The organism is Actinophytocola sp., from assembly GCF_036378875.1.
GTDB lineage: Bacteria > Actinomycetota > Actinomycetes > Mycobacteriales > Pseudonocardiaceae > Actinophytocola.
Genome location: NZ_DASUVO010000104.1, coordinates 25,039 through 46,922 on the forward strand (window position 1 = coordinate 25,039; position 21,884 = coordinate 46,922).

General features: G+C 70.3%; 16 protein-coding genes and 4 tRNA genes. 5 read left to right on the forward strand and 15 right to left on the reverse strand.

Annotation, left to right across the window (positions count from 1 at the left end):
• Positions 1-23 precede the first annotated feature (23 nt).
• The 5 genes from VF106_RS31885 to VF106_RS31905 all read right to left on the reverse strand — a co-directional run bounded on the left by VF106_RS31885 (position 24) and on the right by VF106_RS31905 (position 877).
• Positions 24-96, reverse strand: a tRNA-Gln gene (locus tag VF106_RS31885).
• Between the two features lie 9 nt (positions 97-105).
• Positions 106-177 (reverse strand) — tRNA-Gln (locus tag VF106_RS31890).
• Between the two features lie 12 nt (positions 178-189).
• Positions 190-262 (reverse strand) — tRNA-Leu (locus VF106_RS31895).
• A gap of 3 nt (positions 263-265) precedes the next feature.
• A tRNA-Leu gene (locus VF106_RS31900) sits at positions 266-339 on the reverse strand.
• A 259-nt stretch (positions 340-598) separates the two neighbouring features.
• A complete protein-coding gene (locus VF106_RS31905) occupies positions 599-877 on the reverse strand; it encodes an Rdx family protein (protein ID WP_330843606.1) in 279 nt (92 codons plus the stop codon).
• Positions 878-933: 56 nt separating this feature from the next.
• On the opposite strand from VF106_RS31905, the gene VF106_RS31910 reads away from it, so the two are divergent.
• Together VF106_RS31910 and VF106_RS31915 are read left to right on the forward strand one after the other, a co-directional pair.
• The gene (locus VF106_RS31910; RefSeq protein ID WP_330843607.1) at positions 934-1,797 is read left to right on the forward strand and encodes an alpha/beta fold hydrolase; all 864 of its coding nucleotides are present in this window, start codon (positions 934-936) and stop codon (positions 1,795-1,797) included.
• A gap of 5 nt (positions 1,798-1,802) precedes the next feature.
• Complete coding sequence (locus VF106_RS31915; protein WP_330843608.1) at positions 1,803-2,393, forward strand: TetR family C-terminal domain-containing protein; 591 nt, start codon at positions 1,803-1,805, stop codon at positions 2,391-2,393.
• 4 nt (positions 2,394-2,397) lie between these two features.
• On the opposite strand, the gene VF106_RS31920 is transcribed toward VF106_RS31915, so the two are convergent.
• The 7 genes from VF106_RS31920 to VF106_RS31950 all read right to left on the reverse strand — a co-directional run bounded on the left by VF106_RS31920 (position 2,398) and on the right by VF106_RS31950 (position 13,642).
• On the reverse strand, positions 2,398-3,963 hold the full coding sequence (locus VF106_RS31920) for a hypothetical protein (protein ID WP_330843609.1): 1,566 nt from the start codon (positions 3,961-3,963) through the stop codon (positions 2,398-2,400).
• A complete protein-coding gene (locus tag VF106_RS31925) occupies positions 3,960-5,969 on the reverse strand; it encodes a hypothetical protein (protein ID WP_330843610.1) in 2,010 nt (669 codons plus the stop codon). The genes VF106_RS31920 and VF106_RS31925 overlap by 4 nt, the downstream gene beginning before the upstream one ends.
• 150 nt (positions 5,970-6,119) lie before the next feature.
• Positions 6,120-7,280, reverse strand: coding sequence for an FAD-binding oxidoreductase (locus tag VF106_RS31930; RefSeq protein WP_330843611.1), 1,161 nt, complete (start codon positions 7,278-7,280; stop codon positions 6,120-6,122).
• Positions 7,281-7,350: 70 nt separating this feature from the next.
• Positions 7,351-8,709, reverse strand: a complete 1,359-nt coding sequence (locus tag VF106_RS31935) for an FAD-binding oxidoreductase (RefSeq protein ID WP_330843612.1) — start codon at positions 8,707-8,709, stop codon at positions 7,351-7,353.
• Positions 8,706-10,577 carry an ABC transporter ATP-binding protein gene (locus tag VF106_RS31940; protein ID WP_330843613.1) on the reverse strand — a complete coding sequence of 624 codons (1,872 nt, stop codon included), beginning with the start codon at positions 10,575-10,577 and terminating at the stop codon, positions 8,706-8,708. The genes VF106_RS31935 and VF106_RS31940 overlap by 4 nt, the downstream gene beginning before the upstream one ends.
• Positions 10,567-13,398 carry a type 2 lanthipeptide synthetase LanM family protein gene (locus tag VF106_RS31945; RefSeq protein ID WP_330843614.1) on the reverse strand — a complete coding sequence of 944 codons (2,832 nt, stop codon included), beginning with the start codon at positions 13,396-13,398 and terminating at the stop codon, positions 10,567-10,569. The genes VF106_RS31940 and VF106_RS31945 overlap by 11 nt, the downstream gene beginning before the upstream one ends.
• Before the next feature lie 49 nt (positions 13,399-13,447).
• Positions 13,448-13,642: a DUF6229 family protein gene (locus VF106_RS31950; RefSeq protein ID WP_330843615.1), complete on the reverse strand. Its 195-nt coding sequence runs from the start codon at positions 13,640-13,642 to the stop codon at positions 13,448-13,450.
• A 175-nt stretch (positions 13,643-13,817) separates the two neighbouring features.
• Here VF106_RS31950 and VF106_RS31955 point away from each other — a divergent pair, with 175 nt between their 5' ends.
• Together VF106_RS31955 and VF106_RS31960 are read left to right on the forward strand one after the other, a co-directional pair.
• Positions 13,818-16,112: an RCC1 domain-containing protein gene (locus VF106_RS31955; RefSeq protein ID WP_330843616.1), complete on the forward strand. Its 2,295-nt coding sequence runs from the start codon at positions 13,818-13,820 to the stop codon at positions 16,110-16,112.
• 109 nt (positions 16,113-16,221) lie between these two features.
• Positions 16,222-18,540, forward strand: a complete 2,319-nt coding sequence (locus VF106_RS31960) for a hypothetical protein (RefSeq protein ID WP_330843617.1) — start codon at positions 16,222-16,224, stop codon at positions 18,538-18,540.
• A 54-nt stretch (positions 18,541-18,594) separates the two neighbouring features.
• Here VF106_RS31960 and VF106_RS31965 read toward each other — a convergent pair whose 3' ends face one another.
• Positions 18,595-19,545, reverse strand: a complete 951-nt coding sequence (locus VF106_RS31965) for a DUF6528 family protein (protein WP_330843618.1) — start codon at positions 19,543-19,545, stop codon at positions 18,595-18,597.
• A gap of 278 nt (positions 19,546-19,823) precedes the next feature.
• Between VF106_RS31965 and VF106_RS31970 the strand changes: the two genes are divergently transcribed.
• Positions 19,824-20,765, forward strand: a complete 942-nt coding sequence (locus VF106_RS31970; RefSeq protein WP_330843619.1) for a carbohydrate-binding protein — start codon at positions 19,824-19,826, stop codon at positions 20,763-20,765.
• A gap of 69 nt (positions 20,766-20,834) precedes the next feature.
• Here the strand turns inward: VF106_RS31970 and VF106_RS31975 are convergent, their stop codons facing one another.
• On the reverse strand, positions 20,835-21,410 hold the full coding sequence (locus VF106_RS31975; protein WP_330843620.1) for a roadblock/LC7 domain-containing protein: 576 nt from the start codon (positions 21,408-21,410) through the stop codon (positions 20,835-20,837).
• Positions 21,407-21,781 (reverse strand): hypothetical protein, encoded by a 375-nt coding sequence (locus tag VF106_RS31980; RefSeq protein ID WP_330843621.1) that lies wholly within the window; start codon positions 21,779-21,781, stop codon positions 21,407-21,409. The genes VF106_RS31975 and VF106_RS31980 overlap by 4 nt, the downstream gene beginning before the upstream one ends.
• Positions 21,782-21,884 lie beyond the last annotated feature (103 nt).

Genomic DNA, 21,884 nt, shown 5'->3' on the forward strand with positions numbered 1-21,884 from the left:
CCGGTGGCGGACCGGGGGCCGTGCTGCCCGTCGAGGAATCGAACCTCGGTCTCCGGAGTCAGAATCCGGTGTCCGTGCCAACTGGACCAACGGGCATCGTGGTAGCTCCCGGTCCAGGGGTCGAACCTGGGCTCACGACTTCAAAGGCCGCGGTGCTACCGATTACACCAACCGGGAAAGGTGGTGCCGTGCCCTTACCAGGATTCGAACCTGGACTGGCCGGATTCTGAGTCCGGTGCCTCTTCCGTTGGGCTACAAGGGCGCGTGCGGTTGCGGGGAGTCGAACCCCGACCTGACTGGTTCTCGACCAGCCGCCTCTGCCATTTGGGCTACAACCGCGGAGAATGAGAAAATGGGCGCACAAAATAAAGAAAGCCGCCCGGATCGGTTCCCCGATGGGCGGCTCCCTCGATGTGACTAGTGCTACGTCACGGCGGGGAGCCGCTGCCGAGAAGGAGAAGCTGTTGCATGCGCATGGCAGCGACAGCCAGGCACTGGCCGCGCATCCGCATGTTCGCCATGACCACTCCTCCGATTTGGTGTGCATTCATCATTGCCCACGCGCGGGTGGCGCGTCAATCCCATTTGAAGAAAAAGACTAACGCCGGTCCGAGTGGCCCAGATCGCGGCTCGGTGCAATACGGTCGCGCACCATCTGTTTCAGCTCGGCGAGGTCGGGAAAACCGCCCATCGCCTTTCGGGACCACACCAGTTCACCGTCGAGGCGGACGTCGAACACGCCGCCGGTGCCCGGGACGAGCGCGACCTCGCCGAGCTCGGTGGTGAACGTGGTCAGCAGCTCCTGCGCCGTCCACCCGGCACGCAGCAGCCACCGGCACTGGGTGCAGTACTCGATCTCCAGACGCGGCTCTCTCACGCGTCCAGTATGACGCCACATTTACATACATACTGTCTGTATGTACTCTGGCGGTCATGAGAAGCGCATCCCTCGGTCAGGAACGCCGGGTCACGCTGCCGCAGGGCGAGGTCCGGTACTTCGAGCGCGGCGAGGGCAGGACCGTCGTGTTCGTGCACGGCGTCCTGACCAACGCGGACCTGTGGCGGGCGGTCGTGCCGGAGCTGGCCGCCGCCGGGTTTCGCTGCCTCGCGCCGGACTGGCCCTTGGGCGCGCACGACATCCCCATGCGACGCGACGCCGACCTCTCCCCCGCCGGGCACGCGAACGTGCTCGCCGACTTCCTGGCCGCGCTGGACCTGCGGGACGTGATCCTGGTCGCGAACGACACAGGCGGCGCGTTGACGCAGCTCATGCTGGCCAGGCGGCCGGAGCGGGTCGACCGCGTGGTGCTACTGCCGTCCGACTGCTTCGAGTACTTCTTCCCGCCGATCTTCAAGCCGCTTCCCCCGCTGGCCCGCGTGCCAGGCTCGATGCTCCCGCTCGCGGCGTTGCTGCGGGTCAGGGCACTGCACCGGCTGCCGATCCTGTTCGGGTGGGTCACCAAACGGGTGCTGCCGAGGGAGATCGCCGCGTCGTACCTGTGGCCGCTCGGCCGTTCGGCCGGCGTGCGGCGCGACCTGCGCAAGCTGCTGCGGGACGTGCATCCGAGGCACACCCTCGAAGCCGCGGAGAAGCTGCGCGGCTTCGACCGGCCCGTGCTGTTGCTGTGGGGCAGCGAGGAGAAGCTGTTCCCGATCCGGCTGGCCCGCCGCCTCGCCGCCGTGCTGCCGAACGCCCGGCTGGTCGAGGTGCCGGACACCTACACGTTCGTCTCGGAGGACCGGCCCGAGGCCGTGGTGGCACACGTGGTCGAGTTCGCGGACGTCATGGCAGATTAGGGCGCGTGCGACGCACCCAGCAGGATCGCTCCAGCAGCACCAGGGAAGCCCTGGTCACGGCCGCCCGCGAGCTGTTCGCGGCCCGCGGCTACCAGGCCGTCCCGGCCGACGAGATCGTCCGGTCGGCGGGCGTGACCCGTGGTGCGATGTACCACCACTACGCGGACAAGCAGGCCCTGTTCCGCGCGGTGGTCGAGGAGCTGGAGAAGGAGATCACCGCCGAGGTCGCCGACGCGTTCCGGCGGGCGCCCGACGTGCTGACCGGCATGACCGCGGCGCTCGAGGTGTTCCTGGACGCCTGCCTACGCGACGACGTCCGGCGGATCTCGCTGACCGACGCCCCGGCCGTGCTGGGCTGGACGACGTGGCGCGCCATCGAGGCGGAGTACGGCCTCGGCCTGCTGGCGGACGTCCTCGCCGAGGCCATGGCCAAGGACGTGATCATCCAGCAGCCGGTGCGCACGCTGTCCCAGCTGGCGCTGGCCGCGGTGATGGAGGCGGCGCACATGGTCGCCGAAGCCGAGGACCCCGCGGCCGCGCGCGTGGAAGCCCAGCAGGTCCTCGGCACCTGGTTCGCGGCGCTGATCCGCCGGTAGCCGGTCAGGCCAGCGCGGACCAGTGACCGAGCCAGTACTCCCGCCACGCGACGGTCACGCCGAGCACGTTCGTGCCGCTCGCGTCGGAGTCGAGCTGGCTCTTCCACGCGTCCTCCAGGCCGACACAGAGCTGCGCCTGGGGCGACTCGGTCGAGTGCTGCGGGAACATCATGCGCACCAGCCCGTACGGCACGGAGAGCTTGCCCTTTCCGTACAGCACGGAGTTGCCGACGTCCCGGCAGATCAGGTACTCGATCGACGGATCGACGGCCAGTTCGTTCTTCCACGCCGGGTTCTCCGCGCACAACCGCCGCCACGCACGCATCAGCGCGTCGATCGGGGTGACGAGCCCCTCGACCCGACGAGTCATCTGCCACGACACCCACACGGCCATCCGCCGCTCCCGCTGCACAGGGACATAGCGCAACACCGGCCCGGCCAGGGTCTGGTAGTCGCCCGCGCGGTCGATGAGCTTCAACGCGCTCGCCTCGTCGTGCACGACCACGGCGTCGCCGAAGAAGTGCGTCAGCAGTCCGGTGAGGTGCATCGCGGGGTTCTCGCCGTCGCTGCGGGCCAACGACGCCGGGAACCTCCTCGACACCATGGCGCGTTCCTGCAACGCGAGTTGGAGGTGCACGAACGCGAGGTCGTCGAGCGCGGTGATCGAACAGCCGAGCACGCCCACCTCGTCGAACTGCTGGAGGAACGACACGATCGCGTGGGTCGAGCCGACCCGCGCCGGCCCAACGAACGTCACGGGCAGCACGTGGCCGATCCGGTCGTCGACGATCGTCAGCCACTTCTTCCTTCGTTCGTCCACATCGGACCGTGCTCTGATGCCGAACCAGTTGCCGACGCGGTGGCCGGGACGGGTGTCGGACAACCACATGCGGTACCCGTTCGTCTCGCAGTAGGCGGCGAGGCGTGAGGCGAGTTCCATCCGCACCGACACGCTCGGCCGATCCAGTGCGATCGCGAACCGCACCGCCAGGGACGAGGACGGCGGCATCTTCCTCGGGTCGAGTTCGACGTTCGACTCGATGGGCCGCTGGGCCGGACACTGGACCGAGAGCACCGGCGCCTTGCCGTAGGTCGACGCGATCAGCGACAGCTCGCCGATCAGCTTCTTGACCAGGACCGTGTGGAGATGGGTCGCCGCCTTCGGTTGGTCCTCGAGCGCGATGATTCCCTCGAGTCGGCTCGCCGTCTCGTACAGGAACGTCAGGTTGGGCCGCGCCACCCCCTGGAAATGGTGGTCGCCCCCGTCGTCGGTGAACTGGATCCGCGGGTCCGCCCCGCTTCCCTGGTCGCGGAACCAGAGCGATCCCGGTGTGTCGCCGAGGCGGGTGCCGACGACGACCCCGCCGCCGTTCGCCCCGCACGACATGGTCTCGAGGAAGCAGGCCTGCCGGTTCTCGTCCCGCAGCAACTCCAGCAACCGCCCTGGTCGGTCCGCCACGTGGTGCACCTCGAACGCGACCTCCGTGAACGGTTGCCGCATCAGGTTGTAGCCACTCCTGGCCAGTTCCGACAGGGTGCGGATCGACCGGGACCGAGGCTCCGCTGTCATGACGCCCTCCACGAGAAGATCACGTCAGGAGCCACGCTCTTCCCGTCGGCGCGCCGGCCGGGATCGACCCAGGCGGGCACCCGCATCCCGCGTAGCTGCTGCTCGATGCTCCGCTTCTTGTGCCTGCGCCTCGCCAGCCAGGCGACGAACTCGGGGTAGCCGACCGCGATCGCCGCGACGACGGACAGGGAGACCGTGATGGCCGCGATGACGACCAGTCCCATGCCGCCGACGCCGGCCGCGAGCGCGGCGGCCATGAACGCCATGACCACGATGCACGCCTTCGCCGCCATGCGCGGCACCGCACGGAGATGGCCGGTGATCGACTGCCGGTCGGGCAGGGTGAGCCTCGTGTAGAGGAGGCCCGGCACGAGGAGCAGCACGGCGATGATGGCGTCCCGATCGCTGATCTCTACCAGGTTCCTGGCACCCTCGGCGGAGTAGGGCCAGAGATGCTTGGTCAGGAACCACATCACCGAATGGGCGATCGCGGCGACGGACAGCGCGTACCAGAAGACGCTTCCCGGCCCCGCCGCGGTGGTGTCCCGCAGAATCAGGCCCGCGCGGACGGTGATCTGCGCACCTCCGTTGTCGCGGGTGTCCCGCCTGCGCCAGTACACGTGGGCGCGACGCGTGGTCGGGTCGTTGCCGAGCGACAGATCGTCGGACAGCCGGGCGTCGCGGACTTCCTCGGCGGCCGCGCCGAGTTTCTCCGGGGCGACGAACGGGTGGTTGAGGATGGAGTTGTCGGCCTGTCCCCCGGCCGACTCCGTGGCCTCGCCAGAGACGGCGGCCCAGCACAGGTCCGTGACGGCCCGCAAGCGTGAGCTGTCGAACACGAAGCCGGCCTGGTCCGCGTCCCAGCGCCGGCGCCTGACCAGCTCGGACAGATGGCGCAACGTCGTCTGTGTCTCCAGTTCCAACAGCTTCGTGGTCGGCCTGTCCCGTGTGCCTGCCTCCTTGCCCGACAGCTCGGCCAGCGTTTCGAGGTCCTCGACGATGCGGTCCGCGGACGCGCGGTCCGCGTCCGTGGTCAGGTACATCCGCTCGATCTTCAGCTCGTCCTCGACATCGACCACGAGGTGGTAGGAGCGAAGGCTCGCGGGCACCCGGCCCTCGTACTCGATGTGGTATCCGCGGCTGTTCGCCCGGAGCATCCTGGCCACCCGGTTCGGGGCGTGGTCGGACACCTTGACACGCACCGGGGCCTCGTAGGTCAGGAGGTGCTCGTCGGATTCCGTGTCCAGCGCGACGACCAGGAGGTACTCGTTGATGGCGATATCCAGGAGCCGGTTGTAGTCCTCGAGGAGTTCGGCGTATTTCCCGTTCTCGTCCAGGATTTCCAGCGCGACCCTGCGCACGTCCGCCCCTCTTCCCTCGATGACGCCGGAAGGGGTTCGTCGTTCGTATCGACTTTCCGGTTGGCTCCGGTCGGTCAGCAATGTCTGGAGTCCCCACTGGATCAACCACCGCAGTTCGTGGTTCTGCTGCAGGAGGTGGTTCAGCCGCGTTTCGCTGCGTGCGTCCTGGTGGCTCATGAGCACACTGCGGAGCAGTCGGTACAGACCCGACGCCAGCAGTCGGGAGGTCTCGTACTGGGTGAGCCTCGGCAGTTTTCGTCCGCTGCCGTCGAACACGTCGACCGGGGCGACGCTCTGCCGGGAGATGCGGGCGACCGGTACCCACAGCGTCGATTTCTCCGCTAGCGGGCCGGACTGTTCACTCCCCTCTCCCCGCTCGTGGCTCATGTGCGTGTGACACAGTGCGGCGGCCTGCCGCTGCCCCTCGTCGAGCATGCGCAGGTTGACGTCGACCTCGATCGTCCGGCGGGCGGCCCGGTGTTCCACCACCGTGATTCGCTCCGTCAGCCGCCGCACGTGGTTGAGCCGGAGACTGGTGTCCAAAAAGGACATTCCGAGAGCGGCGCCGTCGAGGGACATCCTGGCGGGTGCGCCCGGCACGGGCACGGTTCTGATGGCTTCGCGTAGCGACTCGATTCCGCGCATGGAATATCTCCCCATGGTCATTCATCCCGACCGGTTGGGAGATCGCCCAGATTTAACGGAGAGTTACAATCACGGTTACCCTTGACCCGAATTTCTCCGACTCGTTATACGGATTTCGGTTGGTGATTTTCCGGGTGTTCGCGAGCATCGCTACGCCCTCAACCGGGCCGTCGCGGGCGGCGCCGGTGGGATGTTCTTCGCCAGGCCGAACATGTTCTCCGGGTCATAGGTCCGCTTCAGCTCGCGCAGACGGGCGTGGTCGGCGGCGGTGAACGCGGTGTGGACGCGGGACGGGTCCGCCAACGCGTTCAGGAACGAGAAGCCCGTGGCGTGCGCGGCGATCCCGGCCGCCGACTCGGGTGGACCGTCGACCGCCACCGTGAACGGCACGTCGCGGTGGCTGATCGGTCCCGCGTCGCCGTTCGGCCGGGCGATGGCGCCGCCCCACGGGCGTACCTCCACGGCGGCCGCGTCGCCGTGGACGGCGTCGACGGCCGCCTCGATCATCGGGTCCGGCAGGTCGCGCAGCAGGTTGTACTGGCTCGGCGTGGTGGTGCCGATCGTGCCGCTCTCGGTGTAGGGCATGGTCCGCCAACCGTCCTCGGTCGGGGTGCCCGCCACCCGCCACAGCGGGGCCAGCGCACGCCGCGCGTCCTCGGCCGGTCCCGCGTACATGCCGCGGATCCCCAGCGCCTCCTTGGTGATCACGATGTTCGCGGCCAGCTCGTCCGGCAGGTCCGCCAGGTGGTCCCGGTAGTACGCAAGGACGTCGGCGGCCCGCTCGATCGGGAACCAGGCCGCGCCGGCGTGCACGGTGGTGACCGGGTACAGGCGGAACTCCAGGCCGGTGACCGCGCCGAAGTTGGCCCCGCCGCCCCGGATCGCCCAGAACAGGTCCGGGTCGTGGTCGGCGGACACCGTGCGCGGGTCGCCGTCGGCCGTGACGATGTCCGCGCGCACCACGCTGTCGGCGGCGAAGCCGTACCGGCGCGACAGCCAGGCCATGCCGCCGCCGAGGGTGTAGCCGACGACCCCGACCTCGGGCGACGTGCCGGACAGCGGGGCAAGACCGAACGGCGCCGCGGCGGCGACGACGTCGCCCCAGACCGCACCAGGACCGACCCTGGCGACGCGCCGGTCCGGATCGACCAGCACACCACCCATCCCGGTGGTCTCCAGCACGACCACGTCGTCGTCCTCCGGCGGCGGACCGCCGTGCCCGGTCGCGTACACCGCGAACCGCAGCGACCGCTCGCGTGCGGTCAGCACCGCTTTCCGTACGTCAGCCGGGGTAGTAGCGGCCACGATCATCCCTGCGCTCCCTGTCACACACCCATGTCGAACGGGGTCGCGCCGGATCGACAGCCGGCGCGAACCTTTTTCAGAGTGTCTCGGACAGGCCTTGGGCGAAGCTGAACACCGAGTCGGGGTCGTAGGCCTTCTTGACGGCACGCAGGCGCGGCAGGTTGACGCCGTAGTACGCCCTCGGCCAGTCGGGCAGGTTCAGGTCGGGGTAGTTCGGGTAGCTGGCGCCCGAGCCGACCTTGTGGGTGATCGACCACGAGTCGTTCACCCAGTCGGCGGCGTCCGCGCGGGTCTCGGGCGAGGCGCGGCAGCCGGTCTGGACGGAGTGCTTCACGAGGAACCGCGCGTCGCGGTGGGCGAAAGCGCCACCGATGGGTTCCGAGAGCGCCGCGCCCCACGGGATCAGTTCCAGGTCCCGGTACACGCCGTACACCCGGTCGCCTGCCAGGTGCTCGGTCATCTCGGCCACCACCGGTCTCGGGATCGGGCCGGTGAAGAACTCCGACCGCGCGAGCCGCAGCGCCGGTCGCTCCCCCGCCGGCAGCCGGGGCAGCACGTGCTCGGCCACGTCACCGGGATAGTCGCAGTGCCGTGCGGCGGTCACCGGGGACAGCCCGGTGCAGGAGGACGCCGACGGTGTGCCGGCGCGATCGGTGAACGCGGCGAGCACGGTGTGCGCGTCGGCGAGTGTGCCGACCACGACGCCGAACAAGGCGACGGCCGCGTCCTCGTCGGGGAAGTCGCTGGCCCACGCCGAGACTTCCAGGTTCACCTCCCGGGGCGCGTCCGGCACGAGGTGCTGCCACGCCGCCACCACGTCGACCACTCGCTCGTACGGCCACGTCGCCCGGATCGCGGTCAGGGCCACCGCCGGCCTGGTCCGCAGCTCGGCCGACAGCACGACGCCGAAGTTGCCGCCACCCGCGCCGCGCAGGGCCCAGAGCAGGTCCGGGTGCTCGTCGGGGGCGGCACGTACTACCCGGCCGTCGGCCAGCATGACCCGCGCCGACACCAGGTGGTCGGCACCCAGCCCGTAGTAGCGGCCCAGTACGCCGTAGCCGCCGCCCAGCACCGCGCCGACCACGCCGACCGACCGGCACCAGCCCACGGGCACCACGCGCCTGGCCGGTGCCAGCGTGTCGGTCAGCGCGCCCACCCGCACGCCGGGGCCGACCACGACGGTCTCGTTCCGCACCTCGATCGAGGCGAGGCGACCGAGGTCGACCACCACACCGTCCGAAGTGGAGTGTTCGGCGAAGCTGTGGCCGCCGCCCCTGATCGCGAACGGCCCGCCCCGCGCGATCTCCAGCGCCGCCGCCACGTCCGCCTCGGTCTCGCACTCCAGCACGGCCTTCGGCAGCATCTCGGAGTGCCGGCCGATGAACATCTTCCGTGCGCGCTGGTAGCCCAGGTCGCCCGGCCGCTGCGTGATCATGACGCCGCGTACATGTCGGCCTGCAACCGGTACAGCTCGGCGTACCGGCCGCTGGCGGCCATCAGCTCGTCGTGCGTGCCCTGCTCGGCGATCTCCCCCTGGTGCAGCAGGTAGATCCGGTCGGCGTTGCGGACGCTGCCGAGCCGGTGCGTGATCAGGACGACCGTGCGGCCCACCGCGAGCCTGCGCAGCGACTCGTACACCGCCCACTCGGCCTTCGCGTCGAGCGCCGCGGTCGGCTCGTCGAGCACCAGCAGGCGGGCGTCCCGGAACAGCCCCCTGGCCACCGCGATGCGCTGCCACTGCCCGGTGGACAGCTCGGTGCCGCCGCGGAAGTACTTGGACAGCAACGATCTCCAGCGCGAAGGCAGCCGGTCGACGACCTCGTCGGCGCCTGAGAAGGACGCCGCCGCACGCAGCGCCGCGTCGTCCGGGTCGTCGCGGTCGGGGCGGCCGAGCCGGACGTTCGTGCGCGCGTCGTGCGGCCAGCGCAACGGGTCCTGGGCGACCATCCCGACCCGGTCACCGACGCTCACCGGGTCGAGTTCGGCGATGTCCTGTCCGTCCCAGCGGATCCGCCCGGCGTTCGGCCGGTACAGGCCGGTGATCAGTTTGGCGAGGGTCGTCTTGCCCGACCCGTTCTCCCCCACGAGTGCCACGACTTGTCCTTTGTAGATGGTGAGATCGACGCCGGTGAGCGCGTCCCGCTCGGCGCCCTGGTAACGGAACCCGACTCCACGCAGCTCGTAGCGGTTCGGGTCGGCCGGGGCGACGCGACCGGTGGCGGGCCGGGACCGGCGTGCCGCGTCCGTGCGGAACGCCTCGTAGTCGGCGACGTACAGCCCCTGTTCGAACACGAGGTTCGCGGCGAGCACGAGCCGCCCCAGCGCGGCGGCTGCGGACCGGATGGCGATGAGCGCGGTGCCGGCGACCGCGAGCGGTACCCACCCGGCATGCAGGAGCAGGCCGAGCAACGCGATCGTGCCGGCGAGGGCGATCCCCGACAGCGCCCTGCCGACCGCCCTGACCCGCGCCTGCCCGACGCCGACCGCGACCTCCTGTTCCCGCAACCGTTCCGCGACCACGCGGTACTCGGCCCGCACGAACGCCTCGGCCTGGCACGCGCGGATCTCCGCGGCCGGTTCCCGCCCGGTGGCGAGGTCGGACAGCATCGCCGCCCGCCGGTTCAGCGTGACGGTCCGCGTCATGTTCGCGTAGCCCAGCCGCGCCGCGTGCACCACGGCCCAGCCTTCTGGCAGCACCGAGAGCGCGAGCACCGGCACGAGAACCGGGTGCAGCACACCGAGGCTGCCGGCGGCCGCGAGCACGGCGAACGCGGCGCCGAGCAGTTCGACCATGTTGTCCGTCGCGCGTTCGAGGTAGTACACGCCGCGGTCCCGGGCCCGGTGCAGCCGGTCGTAGAACTCGGGGTCGTCAAAGGCTTCCAGGCCAACGCGGAGTCCGGAGTGGACGAGCTGTTCCTCGGCTGCGCGCCGGACGGCCGGTGTGATGCTGGCGTGGGCGAGCGCGACACCCGTGTCGAGCAGTCCCCGCAGTGTGAACGCGCCCACCACGAGCAGCAGCGCCGGCAGCGCGTCCACAACGCGCTGCGCCGTCGGGCCTGCGGCGAACAGCTCCTCGAGCACCCCGGTGGTGGCGAGCAGCCCGAACGCGAACGCGGCGCCGGAAGCCAGCTGCAGCACGAGGATCACGACGGCCGCCCTCGGTGCGGCGGTCCGGATCATCCCGACGACGGGCCGAACGCTCGCGGGCAGCCGCCGCAGCAGCCGGGGCAGGCTGAGCGTCGCCGCGCCCTCGTCGAGCCGCCAGTACGGGTCGTCCATCTCCAGCTCGGGTTCAACGGTCATGAGCAGGTCCCGGATCCGGCAGCAGCACCGAGGGCAGGTCCGAGTCCGGGTGCAGCCGCAGCAGTTGGTACGCGACGCCGCCGGCGCCCGGCAGCAGTGCCGGCGAGAACGCCTCGCGTGCCATGCCGGTCACCACTCCGAATTCGTCCAGCGCCGCCACGATGTGAGCGTCCACGTCGACTCCGACGACATCGGGGACGGCACGGACCAGCTCCCAGACCCCGAGGTCGCCGTGGCACAGCGTGTGGTTCCAGCCGGTGCCGTGGGTCCACGCGGACCGCGCCGCGCGTGTCGCCACCGCGCGCCACGACTCGTCGAACGGCAGCAGGTCCAGCGCGGCCAGCCCGATCCCGCCTGCGCCGTGGCACCACGCGCCGCCGACGTGCTCACGTTCACGCAGGTCCAGCCAACCGCCAAGCTCGGGTGAGTACAGCGTCTCCTCGTACGCGAACGCCGCCCGTGCCGCGTCGGCGTGCGCGGGGTCGCCGGTGACCGCCGCGAGCCGGGTGAGCGCCCAGCCGATGCCGGTGGCACCGTGGGCGAACCCGCCGATGCCCTCCGGGAACTGTTCGTTGGGCCAGCACATGGTCTCGCCACGCGGCTCGCCTTCCGCGATCAGCTGGTTGCCGATCATGCCGGCGTGCCGGACCAGGTCGCCGTCCCCGGTTAGCTCGGCGAGGCGCAGCAAGGGCACGATCACCCCGGCGCGACCCACGAGCACGTCGTACGCGGTGTCGTCGACCACCGCGCGCGCGACCTGCCCGGCGAGCCAGCGCGCACGCTCGACCGCCTCGTCGCCGACCGCGCCGAACCGGCGCAGCAGCAACCAGGCGGTGATCCGGGAGCCGATGCCGACGTACCCACCCGGCGGTTCCGGGCGCAGCGGCACGCCGGCCGCGACGTCGGCACGCCAGCGATCCTCCGCGAGTGTGAGCGTGCGCATGGCCGCCGCCAGCAGGGCACGCAGTCCCGGCACCTCGTCGGCCCGGCCCGCGGCCTGTTCCCGAAGGTAGGCGGCGAGCAGCACGGCCACCCCGCCGACGCCGCTGTACAGGTCGGCGGACAGCGCCTGCACGGACCACCCGGTGGGGTTGAGCACCGACGCGACCCAGCTCGCCGTGCCGTCGGCGCCGAGGACGGCGGTCGACACGATCTGCTCGACGATGCCGAGGGCGTGCGCGCGGCGGCGCCGGTCCAGGTCCTGTCCGTCCACTGTGGAGGGTAGGCGGCGAACCTCGTCCGGCAGCCAGCCCTCGTTCAGGTACGCGCTCACGAGCGCCGCCTGGATGACCCGCCGGTCGACATCGGGATCGGTGGCCCGCCACCGGTCTAGCTCCAGTGACAGGAGATCACCGGCACGGCCCCAGCGGGTGCCGCGCGGCCCGGTCAATACACCGGTCGCCGGGGTCGTGGTGAAGAACGGGATGTCGCCGGTGAGCAGCTCGGCGACCTCCGCGGCGATGACGTCGGGCGCGTCCGGCGCGTCCGGGGCGTTGCCGGCGTGCCGGGCCAGCAGGTCCTCGGCGCGCGCGACCGCGCTCGCCTCGTCGTGCAGTGACGCCGGGTGCCACAGCATGCGGCTCAGCTCGGCGTAGGTCTCGGTGGCCCGCACGACCGCACGCACGGGCACGTCGGCGAACGGCGCGAGGAGGTCCGCGAGCCGCCCGGCGCGGTCCTCGGCACGCAGCCGCGCGGTCTGCTCGGTGAACGCGGAAACCACGTGCTGCCAGTACTTCCCGAGCACCGGCTCCGCACACGGATGGTTGGCCGTCGGCGCGCGGAACCCTTTCGCGAAGCCGATGTGCGCGGTGTCGGTGCCCGCGCCGACGATCACGGGCACGTCCGGCACGGGTTGCTGGCCGGGCAGTGAGCCGATGGCGGAGGTGTCGATGCCACGCCATCCGAGGACGAGCCCCCGGCCGGGCAACAACCCCGTGCCGAGCACCGAGCCCGCGACCATGGCGTGGGCGGCGTCGGTGGCCTCTCCGTACCCGGACGGCGGCGCCGGTTGGCGTGGGGTGAACAGGGTTTCGCAGTCGACGACGACCGGCACCGGGCCGGCCGCGATGAGGTTCTCCTGGTGCAGGTCGGTGCCGCCGACGAGCCGCGTGATCGCGAGCCAGCGGCCAAGGTTGCGGTAGAACCGCGTCAGTTCCGCCTCGGACCCGCAGTACCGGTGGGCGACATGTTCGGCCCAGCCGTAGCCGTCCCGGACGTGCACGGCGGGCACGCGGACCGGGTCGTCCTCGTCGGGTACGACGGCGGCGAGCAGGTTCGCGAGCGCCCGGTCGACGGCCACCGAACGCGGTTTGTAGACGGCGGCGCCATCGGTGCCACGCACGAGCACGACCGTCCGCCCGCCGCGGTGGCTGTCGCCTGCGCCGAACTCCGCGCCGGTCAGCTCGCCGATCCCCAGTACCTCGCGGTCCCCGACGAAACGGGTCGCGAACTCGACGGCGGCGGCGACCCGGTTCGCGACGACCGTGCGAAGGCGCGCGAGCATCGTCGGGTAACGCGTGCCGAGCGTGTCCCAGTAGCCCGGCACGCAGGTGCGGTCGACGAACTCGGCCCAGCGGTCGGCGCTGTCGGTGGCCGTGAGCGATCCGGTGAGCCGGGCGGCGTTGAGCTCGAGCACGAGGACGCGGCTGATCTTGCGCAGAACGCTGTCGTGGAGCGCGGCCATGGCCCCGGCGTGGACGGCCTTCTGCTCGGTGGGCGTGAGGCCGGTGATGGCCAGAGCGGTCGCCAGATCCGCGGTGGCGGGGTTCAGGAACGCGGTCGCGGAGCGTTCGAACTGCTCGCCGTCCCCGATGGCCGTCACGGTGCGTCCTCCCAGGTGGGGGCCGCCCGGCGGGCGACCCCCGTGCAGATCAACAACACTGGTACCTGGACGACCCGCTGCACGCGGTGCCGCACCGGCCGGACTGGCCGGGGCCGGTCATGGTGATGTCCGCCTCGGTGTGCTCACCACCGGTGAACACCGGCCCAGCGGGGTTGTCGTCACCGTCACCGGCAAGCCACCCCGCGATGATCTCCTCGGGCTTCACGAGTTCCAGGGTGCTCATGCGCTCTCCTTCCGGTTCATGCGAAGGGAAAGCCCCAGCCTGACAGTCTGATCCGACCGTCGCAACCGACCGTTGGAACCATCGAGGTCGCATCCCGTGGGCTGAATGGCGGTAGCTCGAACATGTGATCGCTCACTAATGTCCGATCCGGCTCGGGGGATCTTGGTTCTGGGGGATGTTCTTGTCGCATCGGTTGTTCTCTGTCGTCCTGCCCGCGTTCCTGGCACTGGGGCTCACCAGCGGCCTCGCGCCGGCGAGCGCCGACCCGACCGCGGCACCGGCCGCGCCGGCGTCGACGTTCACCCCTCTCGCGCCCGTCCGCGTGCTGGACACCCGCGACGGCGGCGGCCCGGCGGGTCCCGGTGGCACCGTCGCCCTGAACCTGTCGACGCGCGTGCCCGCGACCGCGACCGCCGTCGTGCTCAACGTGACCGGGGTGACGCCGACGGCGGACACCCACCTGATCGTCTTCCCCGCCGGCATCACCCGACCGGCCACGTCGAGCCTGAACCTGCCGGCGGGTGACATCAGGGCCAACCAGGTCACCGTCACGCTCGGCACGAACCGCTCGGTGAGCGTGTTCAACAACTCCGGCAACACCCATGTGGTCGCCGACCTCGCCGGGTACTACAGCACCGGCTCGGGCGCCCGGTTCACGTCCCTGCCGGCGAACCGGGTGCTGGACACCCGGCTGAACGGCGGTCCGCTGGGCGCGGGCGGAACCAGGGCCGTCGACCTGAGCGACGCCATCCCCGCGTCCGCGACCTCCGTGACCTTCAACCTCACCGCCACCGACACGACCGCCTCGACCTTCGTGACCGCATGGCCCACCGGAGGCAACCTGCCGACGGCGTCGAACCTGAACACCCCCGCCGGCGACACACGGGCCAACCTGGTCACCGTCACCGTGGGCGCCGACCGGAAGGTGAGCCTGTACAACCTCGCCGGTTCGGTCAACGTGGTCGTCGACGTGACCGGCTTCTACACCGACGACTACGGCGCGGAGTTCGTGCCGTTCAACCCGAAGCGCGTGCTGGACACCAGGTTCGGCACCGGGACGGGCGGCGCGACGAACCCGGTGGACAACAGGTGGGCCCTTGGTCTGGACCTCGCCGGCGAACTTCCGGCGAGCTCGACCGGTGTGCTGCTGAACATCACCGGCGTGGACGCCACGGTGCCGACCCACGTGGCGACGGGTCCGGACGTCGGGGACCGCCCAACGGCCTCGACGCTCAACCTGGCGCCTGGGCAGGCCGTCGCGAACGCCGCCGTGGTGACGTTCGCGAACTCACGCACCATGTACTTCTACAACAACTCCGGCGCGGTGCACCTGATCGCCGACCTGGCCGGCGTGTTCACCGTCGTCGACACCGACCCCTGCACGGCCGACTGCGTCTACGCGTGGGGCAGCAACGAGGAGTGGAAGCTGGCCATCGGGGAGTCGACCAGGCACACGTTCGTTCCCACACCGGTCGTGGCCCTGTCCGACGTGCGCGCGGTCGACGGCGGCGGGGAGAACGGGTACGCGTTGCGTGCGGACGGCACGGTATGGGCCTGGGGCGACAACTTCTTCGGGAACCTGGGCAACGGCTGGACCACCGGGGCCTCCTACGCCGGGTCGGCGGTGCCGGTCCCCGTCGTGGGGTTGACGGGGGTCACCGCGATCTCCGCCGGCGGCTCCAGTGCGTACGCGCTCCGCGCCGACGGCACGGTATGGGCGTGGGGCAGTAACTTCTTCGGCAACCTCGGCAACGGCACCCGTGCCGACTCCAACGTGCCGGTGCGGGTGCCCGGCCTGACCGACGTGGTCGCGATCGCCGGCGGCTCGGGAACCGGGTACGCGGTACGCGCGGACGGCACGTTGTGGTCGTGGGGCTTCAACGGCGGTGGGGTACTCGGCAACGGCTCGAACGTCGACTACTCGACGACCCCCGTCCGGGTGACCGGGCTGACCGACGTCGTCGCCGCCTCGAGCGGCGGCGGCGACACCTACGCGCTACGCGCCGACGGCACGGTGTGGGCCTGGGGCTACGACCTCGACGGCTCGCTCGGCACCGGTCAGCCGTGCGACCCGGGTGAACCGTGCCAGTCGAACGTGCCGGTCCAGGTCGTCGGGTTGACCGGGGCGACCGGCATCGCGGCCGGCAGCCGGAACGGCACCGCACTGCGTGCCGACGGCACCGTGTGGACGTGGGGCGCCGACTCCCCCGGCGGCCAGACATCCGTGCCGGTCCAGGTGCCGAACCTCACGGACATCACACGGATCGACGGCTTCTCCGGCGGGTTCTACGCACTAGGCCCTGACGGCACGGTCATGGCGTGGGGCTTCAACACCAGGGGCGCACTCGGCAACGAGTCGGCCCCCGACCACACCACCACACCCGTGCCGGTCGTCGGCCTGCCCGCGGCCAGCGCGGTCGGTGGCGGCTGGGGCGCCGGCTACGCGCTCGTGCCGAACCCAGCCGGTTGACGCGGTCCGAAGTGGACACGATGGACCGAATGGCGGTAGCTCCACATGTGACAGTTCACTACTATCTGTCCCCGGTTCGGGGATGTAGCTTACTGGGGGCGATCTTTTCATGCATCGATTAGTTCCTGTTGTCCTGTGCGCTCTTCTGGGCGCGGGTCTGTTCACCGGTCCGGCGGCGAGCGCCGAGAGCGCCGTCGCGCCGGCAGCCGAGCCGGCGGCGGACGCGTCGTCGTTCACTTCTCTCGCACCGGTCCGCGTGCTGGACACCCGGGACGGCACCGGTGTCTCCGGGGCGGTCGGCCCGGGCGGCACGATCACGCTGAGCCTGTCGGCGAGAGTGCCGGCGGACGCGACGGCCGTGGTGCTCAACGTGACCGGCGTGACGCCGACCGCGCCGACCCACGTGACCGTGTTCCCCGCCGGGACACCGCGACCCACCTCGTCGAACCTGAACCTGCCGACCGGTGACATCAGGGCGAACCAGGTGACCACCGCGCTCGGCACCAACCGCTCGGTGAGCTTCTTCAACAACGCCGGCAACATCCACCTGGTCGCCGACCTCGCCGGTTACTACAGCACCGGCGACGGCGCCAAATTCACGCCGGTGCCGCCGAAGAGGACGCTCGACACCCGGTTGACCGGCGGCCCGCTGGGCGCCGGCACGACCCGTGTGGTCGATCTGGCCGGCTCGATCCCCGCCTCGGCGACCGCGGTGACGGTCAACCTCACCGCCACCAACGCCACCGCGTCGACGTTCGTGACGGCATGGCCCACCGGGGCGGCCAAGCCGAACGCGTCGAGCCTCAACCTGCCCGCCGGCGACACCCGGCCCAACCTCGTGACGGTCGCCGTCGCCGACCGGAAGGTGAGCCTGAACAACCTCGCCGGCTCGGTCGACCTGATCGTGGACGTGACCGGCTTCTACACCGACGACTACGGCAGCCTCTTCCAGCCGTTGCAGCCGCAGCGGGTGCTGGACACCAGGTTCGGCACCGGGACGGACGGCAGCACGGCGCCCGTCGGCCCGGGCGACGGGCTCATTCTCGACCTCGTCGGCGAGCTGCCGGCGATCTCGACCGGTGTGGCGCTGAACCTCACCGGTGTTGACGCGACCACGTCGACGGTCGTGACCGCGTGGGCTCCCGTCGGGGAGGTCCCGGTCTCCTCGACGCTCAACCTCGGCCCCGGCCAGGCCGTCCCGAACGCCGCCGTGGTGGCCTTCGCGGGCGACCCCGCCGTCGCGCTGCACAACCTGTCCGGCTACGTGCACCTCGTGGCCGACCTGTCCGGCGTCTTCGTCACGCCGGACAACAAGTGCACGACCGACTGCGTCTACGGCTGGGGATCCAGCACGGGGTACGCGGGCTCGTCACCGCGGCCCATCGAGGTGGCGGCGCTGCCCGGCGCGCGTGCGGTCGCCAGCACCGGAGAAACCACGTACGTGCTGGGCGCCGACGGCAGGGTCCAGGCATGGGGCGGCAACCTCTACGGACAGCTCGGCAACGGCTGGACCACCGGGCAGCCCTATGGCGGGTCGGCGATGCCGGTCCCCGTGGTGGGACTCACGAACGTCACCGCGATCGCGGCCAGAGGCCAGGGCGCGTACGCGCTGCGCGCCGACGGCACCGTGTGGGCGTGGGGCGCCAACCACTTGGGCCAGCTCGGCAACGGCAACGTCAACGCGTCGAGCGTGCCCGTCCGGGTCTCCGGGCTGACCGGCGTCACCGCGATCGGGGCGGGCGACAACAACGGGTACGCCGTGCGCTCGGACGGCACGCTGTGGTCGTGGGGCGACAACGGTGGCGGGCACCTCGGCAACGGCTCGAACGTCCCGTACTCGACGACACCCGTCCAGGTGACCGGGCTGACCGACATGGTCGCGGTCGCCGGCGGTGGCCACAGCAACGGCACGTACGCGCTGCGCGAGGACGGCACGGTCTGGTCGTGGGGCTACAACTTCTCCGGCGCGCTCGGTCACGGACAGCCCTGCGCCGAGGGAGTGCCGTGTCTTTCCAGGGTGCCGGTGCAGGTGTCCGGGCTGACGGGGGTGACCGCGGTCGCGAGCGGCGTCTACAACGGTATGGCGTTGCGGGAGGACGGCACCGTGTGGACCTGGGGCACCAACGACCGGGGCCAGCTCGGTAGCGGCGTCGACTGCGACTACACGCAGGACCCGAGCACGTGCCAGGCCTATGTGCCGGTGCGGGTGGCGAACCTCTCGACCGTGACCCAGATCGGCGGCTTCTACGGCGGCGGCTACGCGTTGCTCGCCGACGGCACCGTCCAGTCGTGGGGCACGAACTACTCCGGCACGCTCGGCAACGACACCGTCGCCGAGTACACGACGGTTCCCGTGCCTGTCCTGGACCTCGCCGGGGTGACCGACCTGGGCAACAGCGTCAGCGGCGGCTTCGCGGTCGCGCGGTGACGTCTGCCGCGCCCGCCTCGGCCACCTGCCGGGGTGTCCGAGGCGGGCCGGCGATCACCGCTGTGGTTGCCACCAGCGGGCCTTGTAGATCCACGCGCCACGCAGGGTCAGCTCGCCCCGTGGGAGTTCGAGTGCCACGGTGTCGGTGCACCAGGTGCAGACGTGGTCGGCCTGCGGGGACGCCGTGAGCACGCGACCGGTCCTGGCGTTCGTCGTGACGCTCTTGACGTGTGGCTCGCTGATCACCGACGCGCCGGGGTAGCGCCGCGCGAAGGTGCCGCTGGACTTGTTGAACCGCAACACTTCCGACTCGGTCGTCACCCACAGCTGGTCCGGCGCACCCGGCACGGGCTGGAGGTCGTGACCGCCGACGCTTGGCAGCGGGACCACCCGGACCGGGGTGAGCGTCGGCGCGGCCGGGGTGCCGCCGACGCGCAGTGCCACGAGGTCGTTCGTACCCAGTGCCCACAACACTTTCCGCTTGTCGTCCCACACCGCGCCGTGCCCGCCGACGAGCGGGTACTCGACGTAGGTCGTCGAACGCGGATCCTGCGAGGCCGTGTAGACGCGCAGCCAGCCACCCGTGCTCGCGGCCACCGCCACGTTGCCGTCCGGCAGCAGCTCGATGCTGTGCGGGTTGTTGGGCGCACCCACGTTCGCCGCCCAGTACGCGTCCGTGCCCCGCGGATATGGCACCACTCCGACGAAACCGCCGGACGCCGTGGTCATCAGGTACTGCTGCCCGTCGCGTTCGGTCAGCTTGGCCTCGTCCGGCGAGACCCAGCCGTCGGCGAGGTCGCCGAGCCCGTTGGCCGCACTGGGCACCCACGCCCACGTGTACTCCCTGGCGCTCCAGGCATCCTGGTTCGCCGGCAACACGAGAATCCGCCGCGACGCCTGCTCGGTGATCACCACCAGTTCGGGCGGCGGTTCCGCCTTCGCCGGCACGGTAAGGAAAACGAAGGCCAGCAGGGACGACAACAACGCGATCGCGGCTCTACGCATGACAGAAACCCAATCCGGACGAGGTGACTCCAGCCTGAACCACTGTTGACCATGCCAGGACTTCCGGTCAACATTCAACTGAATGTCAAGATCTTCCGTGAGTAACTGGCGAGTGTTACACAGCTCCAGAGAATGTCTCGCGATTGCTGGTCTTGATGTTGGAACGCCGGTAGCGTGGTGTCGCTGCGGTCAGTCTGGGGATGACGTGATGTCCTGACCGTGCCGATTCCCCGTGTCCGCGGTGTGTCCACATTTCGCCCTGTCGAAAGGGGATCACCGTGTTGTTCCTGTTACGTAGACCTCGGCGCGTAGCCGCGGTCGCACTGGTGGCGCTCACCGCCCTGCTCACCACCGTGCCGGCCACGAGCGCCGAGGAGAAGCCGACCGGCACCGCCGTCGTGGACGGTCCGGTCAGCGGGAAGCTCGTGCCCGCGCTGCGCGGCAAGGCGGCGAGCGAGGCGGCCGGCGCGTACGTGTCCGACCGGTACCGCGAGCTCGCGACGTCCCGTGGCGAGAGGCAGTCCCAAACCATCCAGCCGTGGACGGACGCCCTGCACAACGGTTGGGGCGTGTTCCCCACCGTCGTCTCCGACGGCGCGCAGGCCACCCACTCGGTCAACCCGCAGATCCACATCTCGCCGACCAACCCGGACATCATCTACGCCCCGACGCTCACGCCCAGCGGCAAGACCTGCATCGAGGTGACCACGTTCTACTGGCAGGGCGGCAACGGTGTCGGCGCGTGGGACTGGTGCGCGGCCAACCCGGGGTTCGCCGCCGTCGCGTGGATCGACTCCAGCTTCCTGAACACCTACACGGTTCCGTTCCACGGGTTGCGTGCCTACACCGTGCGGGACGTCCAGACCGACCCGGTCACCAACTCGTGGACCGCGTACCTCTACAACTACACCACCGGCGCCTGGGACGAGCTGTTCACCAGCGCCGACCCGGCCAAGCTGACCCAGACGCACGGTGGCTGGAGCATGTTCGAGGTCTACACCTACTACAACTCGGGCACCGGTGAGGGCTACTACTGCACCGAGACCTACGGCTCGATGTGGTGGACCACCGACTACCAGCTCAAGATCGGCAACAGTTGGCAGTCCGTGACCCCGGCGAACTCGAACACCTCGTCCGGAATGAGCAGTACGGATCTGGGCTGTTACAGCCTGTCCTTCAGCATCAACACCGCGAACAGCAACTGGCAGGTTACGCACTGAGCAGTGCGCCACATTGTGGCGCACCCCTTTTTTTCAAATAGCGCGAAAACCCGCGTCCAGAAAGGACGGTCACCTGACGTCGGCGGACGCGTCCTCCGAGATGTCGTCGGCCGGCGTTCGGGTGGGGGTCTGCCGGGACATGCGGACGCCGAACAGCCGCTGCCGGTCCATCGCCTGCTGCAGCCCGGACAACGCGTTCCTGGCGGCGACGTTGAACAGGCCCATGTTCATGTCCTTCTGGCCGAACACCACCAGCAGCACGCTCGGCTCCACCGGGTAGACGCCGACGTAGCCAGACGAACCCTGGAAGATCGACGCCTTGGACTCGCCGACGTCGGCCTGGTCGGTGAACTGGACCGCGATGCTGGCCGCGGCCGCCGCCATCGCGGCGACCGTCTCCCGCTGGATGTCGTGGGTGTCGCTGGCCAGCACCAACCCGTCGGCGCTCGCGACCAGCATGCCGTAGATGTTGGGATCCTTGCCGCTCACGCCGCGCAAGGCTTCCTCGACCACCGTCAGCAGGTCACCCGACCAGTGACGACCGGCCGGATCGGCGAACCGTGCCCCGCCGCCCGGTACCGAGCCGGCTCGACGTCTGGGTAGCTGAGCCGGCACGTCGGAGTCCGGAGGCTGGGCGGAGCTCATACCGTCAGGTCACCTTCGATGCGCCGCAGGTGATGCCGCGCCAGGGCCAGGTTCGACCGCTCGCGGTCGAGGACGAGGTACAGGAACAGGCTCGGTGAGGCGCTCTGCCGGTCGTTGATCAGCCGGATGAGGTGGTACTGCCGCCGCAGCGTGATCAGGATGTCCTCGATCGAGTCGTTCAGCGCGAGTGCGGCCAGCACCCGCATCTTCGACCGGACCACCTCGGTGTTCCCGGCGGCCGCCACCTCCAGGTCGAGCCATTCACCTCCGCCCAACGTGCCGAGCGACATCCCGCTCTCGTAGTCCACGAGCGCGACGCCGACCGCCCCGTCAATGGACATGGCTTCCTTGAGAGCAGTTTCAATGTTCATTCCGCCGGTTCTCCTCCTCATCACGAGTTCTCCCTCGTCAGGGCAGCATTGAGCGGCCGCTAATCGGCAAGACTTCGCCACGGCAATCGGGTAGATCAACCCA

What these genes read in the sequence shown, in the direction of transcription:
- VF106_RS31930 (WP_330843611.1), bottom strand. Translation starts at nt 7,280, where the DNA reads ATGATCGTGGCCGCTACTACCCCGGCTGACGTACGGAAAGCGGTGCTG.
- VF106_RS31955 (WP_330843616.1), top strand. Translation starts at nt 13,818, where the DNA reads ATGTTCTTGTCGCATCGGTTGTTCTCTGTCGTCCTGCCCGCGTTCCTG.
- VF106_RS31925 (WP_330843610.1), bottom strand. Translation starts at nt 5,969, where the DNA reads ATGCGCGGAATCGAGTCGCTACGCGAAGCCATCAGAACCGTGCCCGTG.
- VF106_RS31950 (WP_330843615.1), bottom strand. Translation starts at nt 13,642, where the DNA reads ATGAGCACCCTGGAACTCGTGAAGCCCGAGGAGATCATCGCGGGGTGG.
- VF106_RS31975 (WP_330843620.1), bottom strand. Translation starts at nt 21,410, where the DNA reads ATGAGCTCCGCCCAGCCTCCGGACTCCGACGTGCCGGCTCAGCTACCC.
- VF106_RS31920 (WP_330843609.1), bottom strand. Translation starts at nt 3,963, where the DNA reads ATGACAGCGGAGCCTCGGTCCCGGTCGATCCGCACCCTGTCGGAACTG.
- VF106_RS31940 (WP_330843613.1), bottom strand. Translation starts at nt 10,577, where the DNA reads ATGACCGTTGAACCCGAGCTGGAGATGGACGACCCGTACTGGCGGCTC.
- VF106_RS31965 (WP_330843618.1), bottom strand. Translation starts at nt 19,545, where the DNA reads ATGCGTAGAGCCGCGATCGCGTTGTTGTCGTCCCTGCTGGCCTTCGTT.
- VF106_RS31980 (WP_330843621.1), bottom strand. Translation starts at nt 21,781, where the DNA reads ATGAACATTGAAACTGCTCTCAAGGAAGCCATGTCCATTGACGGGGCG.
- VF106_RS31910 (WP_330843607.1), top strand. Translation starts at nt 934, where the DNA reads ATGAGAAGCGCATCCCTCGGTCAGGAACGCCGGGTCACGCTGCCGCAG.
- VF106_RS31935 (WP_330843612.1), bottom strand. Translation starts at nt 8,709, where the DNA reads ATGATCACGCAGCGGCCGGGCGACCTGGGCTACCAGCGCGCACGGAAG.
- VF106_RS31960 (WP_330843617.1), top strand. Translation starts at nt 16,222, where the DNA reads ATGCATCGATTAGTTCCTGTTGTCCTGTGCGCTCTTCTGGGCGCGGGT.